Source organism: Natronococcus roseus (genome assembly GCF_043677095.1).
Lineage (GTDB): Archaea > Halobacteriota > Halobacteria > Halobacteriales > Natrialbaceae > Natronococcus > Natronococcus roseus.
Genome location: NZ_JBHLJR010000007.1, coordinates 205,315 through 226,428, shown reverse-complemented (window position 1 = coordinate 226,428; position 21,114 = coordinate 205,315). Strand labels below are relative to the sequence as shown.

Annotated in this window: 13 protein-coding genes; 8 read left to right on the top strand and 5 right to left on the bottom strand. The window is 51.0% G+C overall.

From position 1 onward, the window contains the following. Window positions 1–37: 37 nt before the first annotated feature. Window positions 38–4,792, top strand: a complete 4,755-nt coding sequence (locus ACFEMD_RS19455; protein ID WP_394742941.1) for an AAA domain-containing protein — start codon at window positions 38–40, stop codon at window positions 4,790–4,792. Window positions 4,793–4,883: 91 nt separating this feature from the next. Here the strand turns inward: ACFEMD_RS19455 and ACFEMD_RS19450 are convergent, their stop codons facing one another. After that, entirely contained in the window at window positions 4,884–5,813 is a 930-nt protein-coding gene (locus ACFEMD_RS19450; protein WP_394742940.1) for a homing endonuclease associated repeat-containing protein, read from the bottom strand. A gap of 243 nt (window positions 5,814–6,056) precedes the next feature. On the opposite strand from ACFEMD_RS19450, the gene ACFEMD_RS19445 reads away from it, so the two are divergent. The 3 genes from ACFEMD_RS19445 (at window position 6,057) to ACFEMD_RS19435 (ending at window position 10,109) form a co-directional block, all read left to right on the top strand. After that, a complete protein-coding gene (locus ACFEMD_RS19445; RefSeq protein WP_394742939.1) occupies window positions 6,057–7,652 on the top strand; it encodes a type I restriction enzyme HsdR N-terminal domain-containing protein in 1,596 nt (531 codons plus the stop codon). 721 nt (window positions 7,653–8,373) lie between these two features. Further along, window positions 8,374–9,192, top strand: coding sequence for an ion transporter (locus ACFEMD_RS19440; RefSeq protein ID WP_394742938.1), 819 nt, complete (start codon window positions 8,374–8,376; stop codon window positions 9,190–9,192). Window positions 9,193–9,494: 302 nt separating this feature from the next. Continuing rightward, a complete protein-coding gene (locus tag ACFEMD_RS19435; protein ID WP_394742937.1) occupies window positions 9,495–10,109 on the top strand; it encodes a hypothetical protein in 615 nt (204 codons plus the stop codon). A gap of 188 nt (window positions 10,110–10,297) precedes the next feature. On the opposite strand, the gene ACFEMD_RS19430 is transcribed toward ACFEMD_RS19435, so the two are convergent. Next, on the bottom strand, window positions 10,298–10,684 hold the full coding sequence (locus ACFEMD_RS19430; protein ID WP_394742936.1) for a hypothetical protein: 387 nt from the start codon (window positions 10,682–10,684) through the stop codon (window positions 10,298–10,300). Window positions 10,685–11,609: 925 nt separating this feature from the next. Here ACFEMD_RS19430 and ACFEMD_RS19425 point away from each other — a divergent pair. Then, window positions 11,610–12,710 (top strand): lamin tail domain-containing protein, encoded by a 1,101-nt coding sequence (locus ACFEMD_RS19425; RefSeq protein WP_394742935.1) that lies wholly within the window; start codon window positions 11,610–11,612, stop codon window positions 12,708–12,710. Window positions 12,711–12,823: 113 nt separating this feature from the next. Here the strand turns inward: ACFEMD_RS19425 and ACFEMD_RS19420 are convergent, their stop codons facing one another. Both ACFEMD_RS19420 and ACFEMD_RS19415 read right to left on the bottom strand, forming a co-directional pair. Further along, complete coding sequence (locus tag ACFEMD_RS19420) at window positions 12,824–13,426, bottom strand: transcriptional regulator (protein WP_394742934.1); 603 nt, start codon at window positions 13,424–13,426, stop codon at window positions 12,824–12,826. Window positions 13,427–13,505: 79 nt separating this feature from the next. Further along, window positions 13,506–13,889 (bottom strand): HIT family protein, encoded by a 384-nt coding sequence (locus ACFEMD_RS19415; protein WP_394742933.1) that lies wholly within the window; start codon window positions 13,887–13,889, stop codon window positions 13,506–13,508. A gap of 291 nt (window positions 13,890–14,180) precedes the next feature. Here ACFEMD_RS19415 and ACFEMD_RS19410 point away from each other — a divergent pair, with 291 nt between their 5' ends. From ACFEMD_RS19410 to ACFEMD_RS19400, 3 genes are all read left to right on the top strand, one after another. Next, on the top strand, window positions 14,181–14,873 hold the full coding sequence (locus tag ACFEMD_RS19410) for a DUF6997 domain-containing protein (protein WP_394742932.1): 693 nt from the start codon (window positions 14,181–14,183) through the stop codon (window positions 14,871–14,873). Between the two features lie 140 nt (window positions 14,874–15,013). Beyond that, a complete protein-coding gene (locus ACFEMD_RS19405; RefSeq protein ID WP_394742931.1) occupies window positions 15,014–18,544 on the top strand; it encodes an MrcB family domain-containing protein in 3,531 nt (1,176 codons plus the stop codon). Next, window positions 18,537–19,880 carry a hypothetical protein gene (locus tag ACFEMD_RS19400; protein WP_394742930.1) on the top strand — a complete coding sequence of 448 codons (1,344 nt, stop codon included), beginning with the start codon at window positions 18,537–18,539 and terminating at the stop codon, window positions 19,878–19,880. Before ACFEMD_RS19405 ends, ACFEMD_RS19400 begins: the two co-directional genes overlap by 8 nt. 331 nt (window positions 19,881–20,211) lie before the next feature. Here the strand turns inward: ACFEMD_RS19400 and ACFEMD_RS19395 are convergent, their stop codons facing one another. After that, the gene (locus tag ACFEMD_RS19395; RefSeq protein ID WP_394742929.1) at window positions 20,212–21,051 is read right to left on the bottom strand and encodes a hypothetical protein; all 840 of its coding nucleotides are present in this window, start codon (window positions 21,049–21,051) and stop codon (window positions 20,212–20,214) included. Window positions 21,052–21,114 lie beyond the last annotated feature (63 nt).

The following is a 21,114-nucleotide window of genomic DNA, read 5'->3' as shown; positions in this document are numbered from 1 at the left end:
GTAGGTCCCAAGAGATGACCAATAATGACTACAGACAATGGGTGAAAATGAGGGGACACTAGTTCCAGAGTATTTGCCTCCGGCAGCCATTGCGGAGTATATCAGCCACAAGCAGTGCGCACGGTATGCAAAACATCGGATTCAGGAGATTAGTGGTACAGCGAACCACGGATCCGAGGAGTTCCGGGAAGGGTTTGATCCGCTGAATATTCTGCTGTCGTCAGCTGGGAAAGAATTTGAATCGGAGGTGTACAGGCGAATTGATGCTCACACCCGAGAGACATTCAACTGCGGCCAAGGTGATGACGAGGAAAAGAGGCTCGAGAACGACCACGAGGCAGTACTGCAGCAGCTGCGAGCAGCGACCTCTGCTAAGTCTGATTGGGAGGGGAGCCCGGTACTCCTGTATCAAGTGACCTTAACCGGTGAAATTGATGGACAGGGAATCCACGGTGATGCTGACCTCATATTTATTTGGGCCACCTCTTCGGGCGCTGAAGTCCGCGTGATTGACGTCAAACGGACAAGCGAGGAGAAAGTCTATCACCAGATTCAGGCAGCGGCATATGCGGCGGTCCTTCAGCAGCTCATCAAGCAGACTGATGATCTCTCAATTAATCACATTACGATTTCAGGTGGTGTCATTACGCAGGAAACATCGGTGACACCGGTTACCCGTGAGACCCTCCCATTATTCGATATCGACCCCAGAATTGCTGATATTCATCGGCTGCTTGATTCGGAGTCGCCACTGATGACTGCGCTGCGAACTGATCAGGAGAGTGTTGAGTTTCAACTCGACGGCAAGTGCGGTACGTGCCCATACAATGAGGGATGTGTTACGGAATCGTTCGAGTACGGCGATATTCGGCTTCTTGGACTGACTGTTTCACAGCAGCAGACGCTGCGTAAGCACGGGGTGCGGACAATTGCGGATGTTGCTGCGCTGTGCAAGACCCCGAGTGAGAAGGACTGGACACCGATATCGTACAAGAGGGGGTCGTTTCAAACTGACACGTATAAGACCTTGTCTCGGACGCCCGGTGTCGGTGAATTGTTCCCGCAACTCGTGTATCGGGCAGAGGCGATGCTTGATGCACTGCAAGCGAAACCGGATGGAATCAGTGATCGTCCTCAGAACTGGTTACCGGGGAGTGGCTGTTGTTCACTGCCGGACGACGAACCCAACGACGAGGCTCCAGGTAACCACGAGTGGCAGAACGGGTCGATGGTTCGAGTCTATCTGAATGTACAATATGATCACCTTCGGGATCGTCTAATCCAGTTGAGTGCGCGTGTTGCAGCCACAGCAAGCGATAGCGCACCGCAACGTCTCTCAGTCGTTTCTAAGGATGCACCGGACAAGACTACCGCTGCAGACGAGTATGAGCAATTGCTGCTCAAACAGTTCTGTTCGGAGCTTTTTGAGGCGATTCGGACGATCTCAGATGGACTTTCGTTGGAAGGGGCGGCACAAAGCGATCCACCACTGCATTTCTACGTATACACACAAGAAGAGTACAATGCGCTTTTTGAGGCCTTTGACCGGCATCCGGATCTTGAGGAGAGTGGAGCGCTCCGGTCAGCAGTGGAAGGAACCGGGCAACTGGATGATTCGATGGTATCAACGCTTCGGTCAGAAATAGAGTCTCATATTATTTTAGAGACACCGTCACCCGGATTACTGCACGCCTATCAAGAACTCTATCCGTCAATCGATGGGGCTTACAGCAAGCCGCGAGACCGTGATTCGTGGTCGTATTCGCCACCAAATACACAAGACACGTATGATATCCGGCACGTGTTTTCGCGTCGCTTGTTCGACATCGGCGCGGCCGCTGAGTATCCCGACATCAGCGTAGATGATCTTGTACGAGAGGCAAAACGTAGTCTCCGCAAGAATGACCTCGAGGGCGAGAGTAACGACGGAATCGGGATCAAGATCAACCCAGAAGAGGCAGATCGGTTTGATGGGATCAACACACGGATGCGGCACGACGCATCAATTCCATTGGCATATCTTTGGGCAGCTGTCGGACGGATCGACGACAACTGGGAGGAAAAAGAGAGCATCGATGAGTCTGCTCTGGCAGAGTTCGAGTTGAATCAGTATCGGTACCGTGATGGCGACCCCACGGCTGAAATTGGCCCGACAGATGTCCAAACATTAGGGCGACATCTGTGCGATCTGCTGGAACACGTCGAACGCTCGCTCAGCTACAAAGATTCATTGTTGAGCAAAGAACCGTTTCCGATCGCAGAGTTGGATATTGACACGTTCGATCCACCAAAACTCGCTGACGGTGCTAAGGAATATCTCCACGAGGAATACCGTGCGAACCGGGAGGAGAAACATCAACTGTATCGGCAGTTTCCACTGCAGCGGGTACTCGCAGGTGAATCGATCCCTGTTTACGTGACTGAGGTTGTTGAGCAGAACCGGAATACACTCCATGTTACTGGGCGGCTCCGCTACGGACACGATCTACTGTTCGATAATGAGGGGGAACAGGTCAAACGTGCTTGCCGGCAGAAAGGAGCACAAGGTACGTCAAGTGGGTCTTGGATGGTCGCCAATCCGTATGACCCAGGAATGGTTGGAGCAGAAGTGACACGACCCTATGAGATCGAACGGGGCGTTAATGCGACTATCCAGCAGTTAGATACCGACAAGGATCAAATCCAATTCTCACTCCGGAATTTCTGGAATGATGGTGGTGACTTTGGACAACCGCACGCAAACTGGACGACTAATTCCAACCATGCTGATGACGACTACACAGTTCACATTGAACCAGGCAAGTGGCTCATCCTTGATCCACAGACAGATGATATTACAGCTGAACGCGCCCAACAAGCATTAGATCACGCAGATACGAACGCACTTCATCAGCGTCTTGAAGCAGTCAGGCATGGACATGTACACCAGCCCGAAACGCCTCTGTTCGTATCGGGTAATTCCTCAGAAGGTGGAGGTCCGGATGGAGTTGATGCCGTTTCAACCTGGTTGCGTCAGAACGTTGGCGAAGATACGTACCCCAGCCGGAAACAACGAGAGTTCATCACCGAGGACCGCCGGCAATTCGTCGCGCTGCAAGGACCGCCTGGGACAGGCAAAACCGCGGCAACAATGGCACCAGCGTTACTTGCACGGTTGTACGCAGGTGCCCATAACGGTGTGAGTGTAAACGGGCTAGTGACTGCGCCATCAAACACAGCAATTGACGAACTGCTCTCGGACGTCGCTGATCTTTTGGACGAAGCAATGGATGAGGGACCGTTAGCAGCTACCAATCTCGATATTGAATTGGTCCGGATCGGAGAAGAGCCAGCCGAACCGATTGGTGGCGTAACATACGCGAACTATAACAATGAGGACCATGCTCAACGAATCCGTCGGATCACTCAGCGCCTTCGATCGGAAGGAACACTACATTTGCAGGATGAAACCGGGACCGGGAAATCGGTATCCACTGATTCAGCTGAGCCCACAGTCGGAGGGGAAGGGCAATCTGAGCTATTTTCGTTTACAACGTCTGATCAGGAGAATTCGGTAGCCAACGATACAGAGAGAACGACAGCTCAGCCGCTGACGTTGGTGTTCGCGACAACGACGCGGTCGTGGCGGTTTCTCAAGGAAGTAGCTCCTGGCTCGAATCCAGACGAACGGGCCCGCGCTGAACAGCAGTTGTGGCACCTGCTGGCCGTGGATGAAGCCTCAATGCTAGAGCTGCCGAACTTTCTTTTGGCTGGGAGCGGCTTCCACGAACACGGCCAAGTCCTCGTCGGAGGAGACCATCGACAGTTGCCACCTGTTCAAAAACACGACTGGGACGAGATAAGCCGCCGAGATATCCAATCGACAGCGGCATACCTCTCGACACTAGATTATCTCCGACTCCTTCGAGGAGATAACGTACTGGAATCGGAGCAACAGTCACAGGTTATGTGTCCACGTGATCCAGATGCTGTGGAAATCGCGCTGATTCAGTTGGAGACGACGTATCGGTTCGGAGAATGGACGGCTGAATTCGTGCAGCAGTCTGTATACGAGCAAGACAGGATTCAGTACTCGTCTGGTCGAGACGGGATTGAACCTGTACAAACGGTTATGGAGGAACTCAAAGACCCCCTTATTCCTTTGTTTGATGACGGAACGACAGTTGCACTGCTTACCTACACGGGGCAGAAGCAGTACCAGCAATCGAACCCTATTGAGAGTGCACTGACGGAAGCGCTTGTTATAGCAACCGATCCTGCCACTGACGTGGGTGTTGTGACGCCACACAATGCGCAACGCGGCCGTGTTCAGTCGAAGCTGCAAGGACACGGCTATACAGTCGCTGGAGACGACTCATCAGCGGACGAGATGGAAGGAGAAGCAGTTCAGGTCGAGACAGTCAATCGATTCCAGGGCGGGGAACGCGATTTGATGGTGGTAAACGCAACTGTCTCTGACCCAAATTATATCGCTGCTGAAGATGAATTCTTGCTGACTGAAAACCGCATCAACGTCTCATTCACCCGCCATAGAGATCTACTGATCGTGCTCGCACCAGAGAGTCTCATTGGATACCTTCCCGAAGCACCGGATCTGTATGAGCAAGCATCGCTGTGGAAATCACTAGCGATAGCGTTAGGGGAAGCATCGATCGTAGACACAGATCCTGATTGGCAGGGGGAACTCGGATACGTCTTGACGGCTGCAGGGCTTGAAAGCGTCCCGAAGGCAGTTCGACGGGAACTTCGAACAACGGTCTCCGTCTACACGAATAACGGAAACGGAGGCTAGCTGCTCCCTTGGTTTAGCACAACTCTGCCAACATCTACGATCTCTTATAGAACCCCTGTGTTTGATTTGCTTTCTATACTTGTAGTTGAATCTATGGCCGGTTATCTGGACGAAGAGGAATCCCCTCCCACTTCTGGTGACAGCCATCACAACAAAGAGTGATGAGATTGTCTGGATCGTTTCTCTCTTCTGGATTGTTGATTTGATCTGCTGGAGTGATATGATGAACAGGCTGCTTCATGCCAAACTCCTCAATATGTTCCTCTTCAGTCCTACCGCAGCCAGGATTTTGACATATCCGATCGTCTCGTTCTCGAACTTGTTCCTTCTTTTCTTCGTTCCAACCACTACCGTAATCCAACGGAGTATACGTCACCTCACCCCGTGCCAGATTTGGTTTGAATCCAGCACTCTTTATCGCCTTGTTCCAACTTCCAAACCTGTTTGAATATACCTGAGAGGAGTACTTTCCATCCGAAAGCATATCTCGCTTTGTTGGGACTCGATCAATCTCTTCGTGTAGTCGCTGAACCTCAGAAAGAAGATCTGGTTTGGTCGGCTCATGAGGTGGACTTAGCCCCAGAACAGCTAGTGCATTGCTCCATTCGCCGAACGCTTTCCAATAGGTAGTAGAAGAGTATCGTCCATGGTTGTCCATCTCTTCTGTAGTTGGTACACGTCCGATTTTCTTTCGTACGATTTCTATCTCACTAAGCAAATCCTCTCTCGTGGGGTTCCGTGCCAAGTTGAGCTCAAAGCCAGCCTTTTGTAGGGCCTCATTCCAGGATTCGAAACGGTTATAACACATTCCAACATTAAATTGCTCTACATGTTCTTCAACTTCTGTTTGAGTTGGTGTACGCTCTAATTCTTCGGCTGTATCTCGAATCCACTCGAGGATATCTTCGTTCGAAATAACATTCTCTCCGTGAACTTGCTTATGATGAGACCTCATTCCCCAGTTTGATGAAAACTGATCGCCACATGTTGGACACTGGTGATCCTTATCTTTCCTAACCATATCAGTTATCGACTTCTACTGATGGTCTGTTAACAATTAATTCCTTTCGATTATTACGAATGTAGTATCGATGATCTATATGCGGGTGACAAATCCAATAATGGCGGAACTGTGATCCCCTTGGTGTATACAGACCGTCCTTAATTAACTGACATTCCGTGTAAGATAATTTTGTGTTAGCCGATCCTATCGATACAATCCTCGGATTCACCATTGGATTATATGATACATGCGATCAAAGACATGACCAAGAACATGAGTGAAGACTTAGCCAATTATATTGAGCGTTCACAAGCGACCATAGACACATTCCCCGAGATGACTGAAAGTGATGTTGAGATGAAATTCATTCAACCTCTTATTGATTTACTGGGGTGGGATCGATTCAGCGACGTCCGGACACAATACTCGGTCCGGGCCGGAACAACCCAAATCAAGGTAGACTATGCTCTTTTCATTGGTGAACAACCAGAGGTAATTATTGAAGCTAAAGCCGGTGGGCATGATTTAATAGAAGATGACCGTGAGCAGTTGCGAAGCTATATGCGGCAGACAGAAACAGATTGGGGTCTGTTGACGAACGGAAAGAAATTCCAGGTTTTGAGTCTCACCAGTTCAGCTAATACCGTGAAAGGGGCACTGTTTGAAACTACAATCAGCGAATTAGATTCTGAATGGGAGAATATGAGAATTCTATCAAAGGACATGATAGAGTCTGCCGAATCTTATGAACTTGAGAAACAACTGAATACGAGAAAGAAGGGAATCAAGAAACTCAAAGACAACAAGGATAGTGTCAAGAGGGCCATGATAGATTTATTAGTTGATAAGACAAACGATTCCTTGGCTCCGGATATTGAGCGTGAAGTAAATTCGTTCATAGACGGGTTAGCTCAAGATCTACGTAGTGATCCTACAGATGATGACTTACCAAGAAGTTCAGAAGATATTCTTGGGATACTGGGGACACATCTTCCAGGGAGGACTGAGGAGGTACGTGAAGAACGTGCAGAACATGTTCTCCAGGCATACAACTTTCTTCGAACTGAGGAGAAAGCAAAAGGCGAAAACATTAGGAACTATCTGTTGGAAGTATCATCTAATAGCCTTTCACCAGACGAAATTGATCGTTCTTGGACGAACTATCTACGTGATAATCTGTCTAGGCTCCCGCGGATTCAGGAACCAGGAGGTGGGACCAGAGGTCTTTGGAGATATGTGTCTCCTGAATTAGAACAGAAAGTGCTAGTAACTGAAGTTGATGACTGGATCAAGAATTTAGATGAGGATCCTGTGGGGAGCGGAAAAGCAGTAGAAATGCAGCAGGCTATGATTCAGCATACGTACAACTACATACAGGAACGTGGGACGGCAACAAAGGAGGAAATAGTAGAGTCACTACCTAACTATACTGCCCACTATACTAATTTCGACGGATTGTGGATGTACTGTATTCGAGATGCGTTGAACTCCTGTGATGAAATTGAATCTGGGAACAGGAAGTGGCGATATATTGGTGATGAGGAACTCCCCCCGGAATTGGATCTTGAGATCGAGAACTGGGTGGAAAATGCAGATATTTCTGGTGGAAAAATGACTAAAAGAGAACGAAAAGCAATCCTTCAATATGCATATAATTATCTACAAGAGGTCGAAGAAGCGCAGCGAGGGGATTTCAGAGAATATTTCGAAGCGAATATACCGGAGAGAACGGGCAGATACAGTAAATTCAATAATTTGTGGGCATATCTACTATCAGAGGAATTGGAATCCGCCCCTGGTGTACAAACACATACAACTGGAGACGTTAACCCAATAACATATTCCTATTCAGATTGATTATTGATGACTGTGTTTCAATATAGACTCCATATTCTTCTCAAAATTTAGCTGTTTTTGTACAACCAATCTAACTATTATTCGAAGAGTGGCAATAGCAGTATTTGAATTAAGATTTTCGAATTTTTATATCGATTCAGTAGCAGCGATAGCCTGCGCTACTAAATTAAGAAACACTCAAGAACAACTTCCCGTCATAGCTCTACCTTGTGGCCAGAACCACTTAAAGAATAAAGCGATCGTAGTCTGCCCTCGATCGTTTTCCGTCCCTGTGACCCACTCTACTGGTGGCCCCGTATAGGATATCTCAAGCGCTGGCCATAGCAACCACGTCTCGTCCAGAGACACGGCACTGTCGTATAGAGAGCACATTTGAGGCATCAGAGGAAAGCGAACTGCACCGTAGCTTAGCCGTCATGGAAGTGGGGAGTGGGGGAGAGGGGTGGAAACATCGCCACAGACGCGATCTTGGGGTAAAACGTTCTGTAGCGACATATCGATGATGGGGTGATAACCACCTAATCATGCTGCAGTCGTTTGCAGCGTCGCAGTGAACATCTTGTTGGGCCAAAGTTAACCAGCTCACCGCCGCCGCAGAATCGAATCTAGCACAGTATCACTGCAAGGCCGAACACTCACTCGAGACCTCTCACCCGACCTCGAGTCATCACACAGAATGTATGTCGATAAGTCTATCACAAATCTATTGCCAGTGATTTCTATGGGGTACCACGAAACCCGCAGTTGGGTGCATGGACTATTCAAAGTAGGTGCTGGTGGCCGAACAGGAGGCCACATTGACCACCTCATCATGGGGCTTATCGTCCTGAACGTCATTGCGGTCATGCTCGAGACCGTCGACTCACTCTACGCTTCATACGCTACCGAGTTCCTCTGGTTCGAAGCGATCTCGGTCGCGATCTTCTCAATCGAATACATCAGCCGACTCTGGGCGGCGACAGAACATCCGGACTATCAACATCCGATATGGGGTCGACTGCGATACGCAGTTTCGCCGTACATGATCATCGACCTTTTAGCCATTCTGCCGTTCTTCTTCGGAGCAATTCTTGACCTCCGATTCCTCCGAGCACTGCGCTTGCTTCGATTCCTACGGCTGTTCAAACTGGCACGCTACTCGGAGTCCATTCAGCTCTTCGTCAGAGTGCTCCAACTCAAACGGGAAGAATTGGTCATCACCTCGGTTGTAGGAACGATTATTCTGTTGATGTCCTCGAGTCTGATGTACTTCGCTGAACGCGGTGCGCAGCCAGAGGAATTCTCATCGATCCCTGCGTCACTCTGGTGGGGCGTGATCACGCTGACAACGGTCGGATACGGTGACGTCACACCAGTCACTCCAATAGGTCAGGTACTCGGAGCAGTAATCGCTGTTACCGGGATTGGACTCTTCGCACTGCCGGCATCGATTCTTGCCTCTGGGTTTATCGAGGCTGCTCGAGGGAAGATCGATCAGTGCCCGCATTGCGGCCAAGAAATCTTAGAAGAGGACCTCGAAAGTATTCTCGAGTCCGACTAAACGTCTACTCTTCTCCTCGAGGTTACAGACGGCCCGGATAGGCCGTCCAGCCCGTGCGACATAGCTGCTCTGTGGCGGACGATTTCAGTAGCAGAATTGATCCACCAGCTGCGATAGTCTACGCTACCGGATTGAGAAATATAAGAGAGTTCGCCATATTCTCTCTTTGTAACTAGAGCTACTTAGAGGCTAAATAGTACGCTCGCTGGTTAACATCAACTTCGGTGGAATATTCTTAGTGAGTGTGGGTGCCCATCGGTAATATCCGAAACCACTATAACAATTCTTTTGAAGAAATAGATATGTCTCTCCCCGAGAGGGTCCCGGGAATGGTACCCGGATCGACGATACGAAATTTGTTAGTGGGGTATGGGTACTTTTTAGGTGCACTTGCTTCGGTTGTTCTCTTCCCAGTGATACTCGGAGTTGCTGTCGGCAATAATTACTGGGGGACGGCCGAGAAACTCGCAAAGATTCCTGGAATTGATCCAAACGGAGGTGTGAAATCTGGAGGCATAGCTTTGGTATTCGGGCTCGTAATTTGGTCGGTTGTATTCGGTGCCGCCGGCGAGGACGATGACATAGACTCGCTAGATGATCTTGAATCCGAATTGGAACAAAACGATATCCATGTCTCGTATTTAGATGGTGAGGATCATGTGTTTCTTGATTACTATTCACCAACCTCTACGGAGCAGATAGATCAAGAGGAAGTTCGAATTATCGCTCTTTCATATGCTACTCTTGTTGACTCCGGGTATGAATCTGAGTACCTTCATGTGATCTTCATGGATAGCCAAGGAAACGATCTTGGTGGATATACTGTATTTCCAGACTGGGCTCAGGACTACAATAACGGAGACATTTCCGAAGAAGAGTATCTGGAGTTGGTTTTGGACATGGTCTCGTACGACTAATATGTGATACCGGTACCCAGTGGACCATTTTGGATTTCTATAGGTTCTCTGGACGGCCCACGAAGACCAATACGTTGATAAGACTGCCTTCATGTGGCAACAGCTCTCTCTCAGATGATGGAAATCCTCGAGCAAAACACCAACTCCTTCACCCAGACCTTAGGGCACCTACAGTAAGCCAGTAGGAGTCATGGGTCGCTAATATCAATCTCTACGTCGACGATAACGTCCTCGTTCATCGGATTCTCGTGACGTTCAGGGATAGTCTGAATCGAGTGTTGCCCGCTTTCTTTGACCTCGTATTCGTCTGTTCCGTCCTCATAGATGTGTTCGCGATGAACGAATCCAGTTCCATCTCCAACTGTGAACAGGACCCGATCTCCATCGCCGAGACCAGATATCGCTGCGGTAACTGTCTGACCTTCTGTGAGATCAACTGATTCCTCACGAGTTGCTTCAATGCCGTCCTCCTCTAGAACAACACCGCTATCGACATCTTCTTCGCTTTCTGCTGCACACCCTGCACAGACTGCTATTCCCCCAGCGCACAGTAACGCGCGACGTGTCGGACGCATATCATAGAACTCAAACTATAGGTACTTGACCTTTCCTACAAACCTGTTCTTAGATTCGAGATCGTCCTCAAAGAATCGGTCGGCTGCCAACTGCTAGGTGTGCTCAGTGAGTTCCGGATCCACTTGCTTGTAATCGACCAGGAATCAGGTCAGTGCAACGGCAATCAGTAGGTCGCTTCGTCGTCCTTCAAAGGTATTGTGGTACTGCTGGCGCTCACTCCTTATATCCACGAGCACCCGGATAAAGGGAACTTGAGACTCGTCATAGAGGCGCCGGTCGTATAGCGACCAACTGACCGAGCCCGGGTCCTCAAAGTCTCGCGTCTTAACCAACAAAATTCTCATTACCATCCCCGAATGTTGGTTAATAGAACCTCGAGAAAATGCTCGAGTCCGAATAGATACTTACGATTTCTTACTAAAACCATAGAGATCTTTGACTCCAATGGCTCCGTTGAAATCCTTCAGAGATGACATCGAGAAGAGCTACTCTTTCCACCGGGTTTCGCGGATCCGACTGAAAACTAGCTCCTTAGCGAATCGCAAGACCTGAAGAGGGTTTCAACAGAACCACTCCAATGTGTTTTGAGCCCGATATCGAATCATGGATTCTACGATATCAAATAGTGTTACTACATTCGGTGTATAGTGAGAGCCATCCATTGAGTTGGATACAGACGGTAGTTTTGATCTGATATTGAACTCACTGAATACCGATCTACCGATATAATTGTTGGACCATCAATAGCATCTAGCCACCCTTCGTATAAACTGAGTTCGTGCCACGTACGGTCGACAGAACTCATTCATACTTTCTATCTTATACGCATCTATATATGAGATGGTAGCTCTTATAGGAAAGTGTGGGTTGCTGAATAATGTTCATAGAATACAGATCAAACTGGAGACTGGGGTGGTGACACGAATGAGTAAAATAAAAAGTACTCTACAGTGGGTTGTTGGGATCTTTTTCTGTATCCTGGCGCTATCGATGCTGGTAAGTGGTGAGGGAATCCTCGGGTTCTTCCGCGGATTGATTGCTGCAATAATATTTGCTGGTGTTGCGATACTTGCTATTCCGACCACTCGCCAGCGAATCAGTAGAGAGAGCGGTATCGCCCTCTCAACGTGGATGATCGTCGGACTGGTGTTCGTCGGAATGATGACCGGAATGATAGTCGCTCCAGATGTCGATACTGATGAGACCGACAATATAACCGACGAGACAGCCCCTGATGTTGACGACGACGTAGCTAATGGTGGAGACGATACAGAGGCAGATGACGATGGAGATGAGGCAGAAGCAGAAACCGACGTGGAGGAAGGTAGTTCAGACTCACCACCGAGTGAAGACGATAGTTCTGACGAGGAAGTAGAGGAGAGTGACTCTAATGATCTCGGTGTGGAGGAAGATAGTGCCTATGAGTCAGAGAGCGATGAGGACACTACAGACGATGCCGCGGAGAGCGCAGAGGAAGACGATGAGGATGAAGCGGCCTTAGAGACAGCCGAAGAAGACACTACTGCGGAGGAAAACGATGCAGAGGAAGACGAGTCGGATGAGGATACCGTAACAACGGAAAATACCGAGGACGAATCCACTAGCGATGACGGAGAGACTGGGGACGAGGCAGATGAGTCACCTGTCAGTGCTGCAGCTGAGGTTCAGGGTGATATCGAAGTCACAGCTATGAACGTCCAGGGGAGCGATCCTGAGAACGAATGGATCGAGCTGACAAATGTCGGCGACAACACTGTTGATATGTCTAGCTGGACTGTGCGTGATCGATATGACCACGGTGTCGTCGATGGACGGAACTTTAGTCCAGTCACGTTCCCAGCTGGGTTCACGCTAGAACCAGATGAGAGTGTTAGGATCGTCACGGCACCTGGATCGGATACTGACGATACGATCCACTGGGGATACAATCAACAAAATTGGAACCAAGATGGTGACGTGATCATTGTCCTCGACGGTAGCGGCGATACCGTACTCGAGTATACGTACGGCAATCCATCGGATTAACAGGAATAGTTTTCATTTTCCGTAAACCGCCGTAGATCTGGATTGAAACAGATGATATCTCCAGTAAATCAGGAATCGGTGGTCAGTTATTCATATAACTTCGAAAATCCTGATCACGATATGATTTCCCACGTAATGACCGCTCCCTGCTGATGCACTGGATGGCGTAATCCATCGAAATAAGCGATGTTACTCGTCTCCACGTCAAAACCATACCAATAGCCTACATCAAGACAGAATTTCTCAGCAATCGCTTCAGGCGTCATTTCCTCATAAAACTCATCTACTGGTTCATAATAGAGACCGAGTAATCCACCGCTTTCGGTGAAGGCGCTGTTCCAGAGCTTCTGAGCATCCGTGAGTAGCGTGGAGGTAGATTGCTCAGGAAAGGGGCTAAACACCTTCGCGAAACTGTTCGGGTCGATATTTCCGTTATCGTAGCGAAATCGAAGAAGTTTCGCTTCGATCGGAACCTGGACCTCGTCAGTCTCAAGGAAGAGATCTACTCGTTGTCCTCCCTCGAGATAGGATACCTCTGTCCTAATCGAGTAGTCTGTCTCCTCCTCGAGTACTTCTCGAAGCATCTCAATCTGGTTGTCTTCCTCGAATGGACCAATACCTGGCTTCCATCGATTGTGGTTTGCCTGGGCGTCAATAGCAGGAATGGTTGTAGCGAAATCGTCTGCCAGTTGTTCCAATAGGAGTGATGAACTCATGTCTAAAACTATCTCTGCTGATTATTAAAACCGATTGAGAGCTCGATTAGATTGTTCTGACTGGCCGGATTCTCCTACTCTAATACTTTTGCTTGTCAGGAATCACCCCACGCACCCCTCCTTCCGGGTTGTCCATATCGCCCGTATATCTCGGGATGATGTGCCAGTGGAGGTGGGGAATCGTTTGGCCTGCTGCGACACCATTATTGAGGCCGATATTCGTTGCATCGGGCTCGTATTCCGCAGAGACCACCTCATGCGCCCGCTCAAGGAACTCGTAAATATGAGGGTCATCCAACTCTTCAAAACGTTCTACGTGGGTCTTCGGGATGACGAGCGAGTGGCCCTCAGCCACTGGATACTTGTCAAGGAAGCAGATATAGTCCTCACTCTCTAACAGAACGGTAGCTTCAGCATCTCCATCCACGATCTGACAAAATGGACACTCTGTAGTGTTCGCCATTGAACCCCTATCGATCACTTTACACCCACGATCCTATATCTTCTGTAGAAATACCCGTCTCCGTAGCAAACTATATTCTCGACCAGACTAATTGACTTAGTCGTGGCTGCGAATCATTGGGAACCTGCGCTACAAGAGCTCGAGGGGAACGGGGACGGTCTCTTCGGACCGAAGTCATTTCGAGACTATCTAGAGGATATCGAAGAGGATCCCAGGGACTATCGAACAGCAGCGGAGATCTCTATCGATACACTCCGCCAACTATCCTCCGAATTACGGGAGCGAGAGACGATGGTGTTTCGGCTGGGTCATGCCCCCGATGGTATTGGGACAGCCTTTGCACTAGTCCAGGTGGAAGACCAATTGGAGGATTTCTTTATCCAGGAACAGCAGTATCCCACCTCAGAGAGAGTGCGTTTGGATTTTACACAAAGAGGACAGGACGTTGGTTTGCTCAACCAACAGGCTCGAGATATGCTTGATGCATACCGGCTTCTTCCCAACTTCTCTGAGTCTTCATATGTGAATTTGGCCCTATCGACGGGACTCTTAGGGCGCTCACTTGGTTTGGATGGCAATGTTATTGGAACGGCACCAACTACGGTCGCATCTTCATTCTCCTTCGGATTCAGACCCCACTCAACTCTCACTCATGAATTCTATCACAATAATGGCCAAGTAGAGGTTGATGCCATCATCATCACTCGCAAGCAGGGAAGACGCACGATGTTAGTGATCGAGGCCAAAACAGGAAAGGCGAGAACACTCGCCAAGCACAAGCTATTCTATCCATATCTGGCGGTCAAAAACCTCGCTTCAGAGGATATTGACGAAATAATTCCGATCTATATGAGGGCGAATACGGAAGATGACAAGCTCACCTATGATATCTATGAAGGGGCGGTGAATCCAGCCAAAGGACAGCAACCTGCTATTGATGAGTTGACGGTTACGGATGACCATCACTTCTCAATACAAATCTAATAGTGAAAGAGAATTCAGGCCTTTTCGAGATAATACAGTAGTTGCTCTACCGAAGAGACCAGCACCCCACTCTCTGTCAGAAGGTCGTGTTATTTCCGAGATGTGAATTATTTTGATGGTTGAAAGACGTGGACATGAGTATGTCACTCTCTTCGGAACTAGATCTTGGCGAGACCCTTAGACAGATTCTCATTCAGTATCCTTCGCCAAGACAGATCGGGAAAGACCGCGAGTACTACAAAATCAATGACGATCGGGACCTCCACGACCTAATCAGACAAAAGAGCAAACAAGCGGTCCAGGACGTTCTCGAGCCCACTAACCGCGAGTACAACGTCAATCCGACACTCGGTCAAGGCACAATGGGCGATATCCCCTACATCCCGATCGAACGCCCTGATGAAACCACAACAACGCAAAAGGGTATCTACATCGTCTATCTGTTCGACACTGACGCTAATCGACTCTATCTAACGCTGAACCAGGGGGCAACAGAGGCTCAGCGATGCTCATACCGAGTTGGCCGAAAACCCTTCTCAAACACGATTCTCGAGCGTCATGCTGCTCGATATCGCGAACTCATTTCCCCACCCGAAGGATTCCAGCCAACGAAAGCAACGATCACGTCGACCCTCGAGTACGAGGGTACCGAAGAAGACGTCAACCGCGCTGATGCGTACAACAGCGGCGCCATTCTCACGAAAAGCTACTCACCGGAAGATCTCACCGACGAAAAGCAAGTCAAAGCGGACCTCCTCGCGCTTATCGACACCTACGAAGACCTCTTAGACCAACTGTATAGCAGCCCACAGTACGACCTCGAGGAGCGAAACGTCTGGCGTGTCTCGCCAGTGACTGACCGACACTGGGAGTTCTGGCATCGAGAGAACGTCGCCTCAATCGCAAACTCCCAATCCGGCGGTAGTCCCCCTGAACTCGAGAGCGGAGACATCATCGTTGCAGGAACGACGATCACGAAAATCGATGTCCCGTTCGGTATTGGGCGTGTCACGTCACCACGAATCTCCGTCGATGAACTCGAATCACCAGAGGATACACCAGAAACACTCGCTGATGAGCAGCTAATCGGTGTTGACTGGTATCCGTTCGGCAACAAGGGAATCGCAATGAACTGCCTCTCGAGCGAGACCAATCTCTTCGAAGATCGACCAGAAGATGGCCAAGCACAGCCAGCAATCACCCACTTGCTAGCAGAACTCGGTCACTTCCTTGGTGCGACTGTTCGTCGTCTCGTAACCACCGAGCTTGCGACCGATTTCGAGTCGGGACTTGCGCAGATCGAATCCCATCTGCAGTTCACAGATACCGCGACAACAGACACTGGTGAGTCAGTCGAAACCGAACAGAAATCACTTACAGCGACTACCGAAAACGAGGCAAGTACCGAGCAATCCACGACCCCAACCGTCTACCAAGTCCCGGTCAAGACCGGCCAAAATCCGATCCGGACAAACTTCCAACGCACTGTCCTGAACGACGTGCCTCGAGAACCGCTCGAGGAAATCACCGAGATTCCAATCGACCACGAGGAACTCCGTGTTTGGGGAAATCGAGAGGACGACCCAGCGGACGTTGGCGACTACCTCCTCTTTGCCGACAGAGATGGCCGACGAAGCGGCCAGTACACAATCCTCGCTCGAGTGGCTCATTCAACAATCCTCGAGCCAGAGGCAGCGATGGCATTCACAGACGCCATCGGCTGGGGTGAAGCGATCGACGCGACGTTCCACCACATCCTGTTTCTTGAGCCAGTCTACGAAGCCAACCTCGACCGAGAAGAGTTTTGGAAGGCACTTGGGTTCAAGGGGTGGCCAAATGACACCTACAGCGCGATCAATTTCGACCGGAATGGCTCGAATTTCCACTCTGAGTACGAGTCGATTCCAGAGTTCCTCGACCAAATCAAGGGCGACCAATTGTACCCCGAATCGACGACTGCAGCTGAGAGTAATCGCGTGACACAAAACAACGATCCCACTCCCATAACCCAAGCCGACCTCGAGAACCCCGACCATCCACTCATCGAACGAGCACGCGCCAACGATACGACAGTCTACAAATTCACCGCACCACCCGACTACTGGCTGACCGTCTTCGAGTACACGGCCCTCTCGTTCCAACCAGCGGACAAAGACCGCTGGGAACAACCCAACCCCGGCGATATCGTGCTCTTCCACTCGAGACAGGATCCAAGCTGGGACGCCCTCTCCAATTACGATAGCGCTCTCATCGGAGCCGGAATCATTCAGGACCAAACCACCAAACCCGAGAACGAAGCGTGGTGGTACGACGAACACGAAGGCGGCCCAAAGGGCAACTCCTTCCCGTACCTGCTCACCTTCAGCAGACTGTTCGCAACGGGGGACCTCGAGAAGACTGATACACACCAACAAATCACCGACAAAGACCCTGAAACGGTCGATGCCGAACTCGAGGCCCTCCTCACAAATGCACTCCCGTTCGAGCGAGCAGACACCATCTGCCGCCAGATCAGTGACACCGGCTTCCCCCGCCACCGTCTCCTCGAGTCACTGCCCACAGACAAAGGAACGGCCCTCCTCGATGCACTCACCACCACACTCGAAGAAGTCCCGGCCATCGCCCTCGACAAGAACCTCACCAGCCCCATCGACTCCAACAAAATCCTCGAGGACCTCCACTTCCAGGACGACCTAGCCAACCAAATCCTCGAGCAGATCTCCACAGCCCTCCGCTCGAACAAACACATCCTGCTTACCGGCCCACCCGGCACCGGAAAAACAGAAATAGCCGAACGCGTCTGCGACTATCTCACCGACACCCACCCCTACCTCTACACCGATTTCGAGATGACCACGGCCACCGCTGACTGGTCGACGTTCGACACCGTCGGCGGCTACATGCCCAACGAATCCAGCGACAACGACCAGAACCTCTCGTTCACGCCGGGGATCGTTCTCAACCGCCTCAAGGACCGTCAAAACAACACACAATCCAACGACCTGCTCGTGGTCGACGAACTCAACCGCGCAGACATCGACAAAGCGTTCGGCCAACTCTTCACACTCCTCTCGGGACAGTCCGTCCAACTCCCCTACACCGTCAACGACCAGGAAATCGAACTCACGACCCACGCCGACCTCGAGGGCACTGCACAACCCCACCAGTACGTCGTTCCCAACTCGTGGCGCATCTTCGCGACGATGAACGCCTACGACAAGACCTCGCTGTACGAGATGAGCTACGCGTTCATGCGCCGCTTTGCCTTCATCCGCGTCCCTGCCCCCGACCTCGAGGACCCAACCTCAGAGACCGAGGACCCTGCAGCGGATCTCGTCCACGAGTACGCCGATGTCTGGGACCTCGAGATCACCCAGCGACATGCAGGGGCAGTCGGCCGCGTCTGGCGGAAAACGAACACCGCAGTCGACGAACGAGCGATCGGTCCGGCGATCATCAAGGACGTCCTCCAGTACGTCACGCTCCACACCGATGACCTCGAGTACCACCTCACCCAGGCGGTCATCAGCTACATCTTCCCACAGCTCGAGGGCGTCCCGAAACGGAAAACCATCGTCCGAGAGCTCACTGACGTCCCGGACATTAAACCAGAGTTACTCAAAGACGCCGCCCAGGAGATGCTCCAGGTCACCCTCACCGCAAATGAATAGAGACGAACTCCTCGGCCAGCTCACCGAGGACATCCTCGCCTACGCGATGCGAGGCTCGTTCCCCCAACAGGAGCTCGCCCGCTCGCTCAAACCGGAACAGCTGGACGAGCGCTTCGAGGAGTACGAACTCCTGTTGGATCTGCATTTCATCCTGCAAGAGGATGTCGTCGAGTTCGTTCGGAACCTCTCCGGACATCTCCGCAGTATCCGCACCGAAACCCGGACGACCTCACGAACCAGACGCGGCACCGTCGACGGGCGGATCAACTGGGGCGACACCATCAAGAAGCGCTACTCCCAGTACCCTCGAGACCAGTCGATTTTCGTCTGTGACAATCGCTCCGAGGACTACGACATCCCGGAAAACATCGTCCTCAAACAACTGATCTCGATCATCCACCGCACAATCCGAGAGGCAGAGGAGTACCTCCGTGGGGACTACGACTGGGTCTCCGAGACCTGGAAGGGCAGCGACGACCTGATCGACGAACTCCAGCGCATCGTCGAGCGCAACGTCCACGTTCGCCGGATCCGCGAGCCCGATACGTACGAACCGACCGAGCGGATGCTCACGACGGCCGCCAACTCCCGCCAGGAGGTGTATCGGACGGCCGCCTCGCTGCTACGAACGCGCCAGCAATTGTTCGACGGCGACGCCGATGCGATCCGCCAACTGCTCGAGCAGACCGCGATCGCACCGGACGATACGGATTCACTGTTCGAACTGTTCGTACTCTTTCGGTTCATCGCGACGATCGAAGACCTGCGAGAGAGCACGCCACAGTTCCAGACGATCGCAACCGGCCGGCAGGAAGTGGCCCGATTCGACGGCGACCAGGAGATCGTCCTCTACCACGACAACTCCGCACGGGATCGGAGTCTCTCCTTTACTGCGGTTCCCGACGACAATGAGGACAGCCAGTCCCGTACTGACAGGGTACAGCGTGTCGCCAAGGAGGTCGCTGGCAACTACTTCAAGAAAGAGTACCAGGACCACACCGGACGGCCGGACGTGATCGTCCTCGAGATCATCTCCGAGGACGGCGATCATGAGTACCTGATCGTCGAGGTGAAGAACAGCGCCAACGAGGACACGATTCGACGAGGGATCAAGGAGACACTCGAGTATCTCGCCTTCTTGCGTCTCAACGAGGAGTACGTCTTTGGACGCGATACTGAGGAGTACTTCGGCTCTGGGTGGAACGGCCTGCTCGTGGTTCAGGATCTTCAGCGGGAGACGGCGTCGCTCGAGGAACAGGCCGATAGTGAGATCAAGATCCTGCAGGCCGCTGAACTCGAGAATCAACTAGCACAGGTACTCAAACGAAAATTGTGAGTGGCTAGTTGCTGTGAGAGGAGGGATGTTATGCACTATGTGTGAAATCAATCCGGTGGAATGAGTACCATTTTAAATATAGTATTCTACAAACCAAGCACAACTAACTGCTGAGTCGGTCCTCAAACCCTCCAGTTGCATCTCACCGAGAACCGGTCGACACGCCGTACATCTTTATCGACTCATCACAGACTCCTTCTCGTGAACCGCCTCGGGGTCAAGCCCCGAGGCACTCGGCCTGCTCCGCCTGTAGAACGAATCCGCGAACATATCGATAAACGCCTGATCATTCGCTCCCACGATCAGAAAGGAACGTAGTCCGTGAATGCGGCTACTCGTCGCAGAACATCCCTACATCAAATTCAGTTTCCCATCGCGGGCGTTCTGGCCCCGGCATCTCATCAGCATGACCTCGCAGTTCGGTCATCGTCGTCCAGGGATGGCACTGAGTCATCGCTTCAAACCGTTTGAAGAAGCTCAGATGAACCCAGCTATATTCGGTGGGCGGCTCATGAATGTCGTTTTGACGCTCTTTGATGAGATCGGTGAGTTCTCGCTCGTTGATGTCGATGCCTTCCTCTTGCGCGGCTGCCAGCAGTGATGCGATTTCCTTTTTCTTTTTCTCGGCAACTCTCTGCTCATTATCAATATGATCGAAGTCAGCGTAGTATACCGCCAGAGCAGCCTGGATGACGTCTTCTCGTGTCTCCAGACTATCACGGGTAAGGCCAGTATAGTCGCGCGGGAACACGAATGTCTTATTCACGAAGAGTGCTCTAACAACCCCGAGCTCCGGGCTCTCACCACCGCTTTCCTTCTCATAGACACCAGCGATGTAATCTGCTGCCTCACCAAGGAGGTTGATCTTAATGTCGAATTCGGGGACAACCGCGGTGTCCAAGTTGATCGTATCCCCGAGAACGATCGATTCGGCGTTCGTTGGCATGTTGAGGCAGTTAGCGAACTCTCGGAGACGTCGTCCGTACGCGCCACGGTAGCTTCCAAGAACCAGGTAGCTACTATTGGCTTGCTCGAACCGGGGGAGTTCTTCGTTCATATAGCGGACGACTTCGTGGTAGTCCCCCTGCGGTGGGGAGCTAATTCCTTCAAAAATACGGTTGACAGCCCGGTAGATGGCGTATGAATTGCGTGGAACGCGTGGTCCACTCATACTACTGTCTACAGAAGTGTTCGTCTTAAGCGTTCATGTCCGAGTTGGGAAAGATAGTATTTT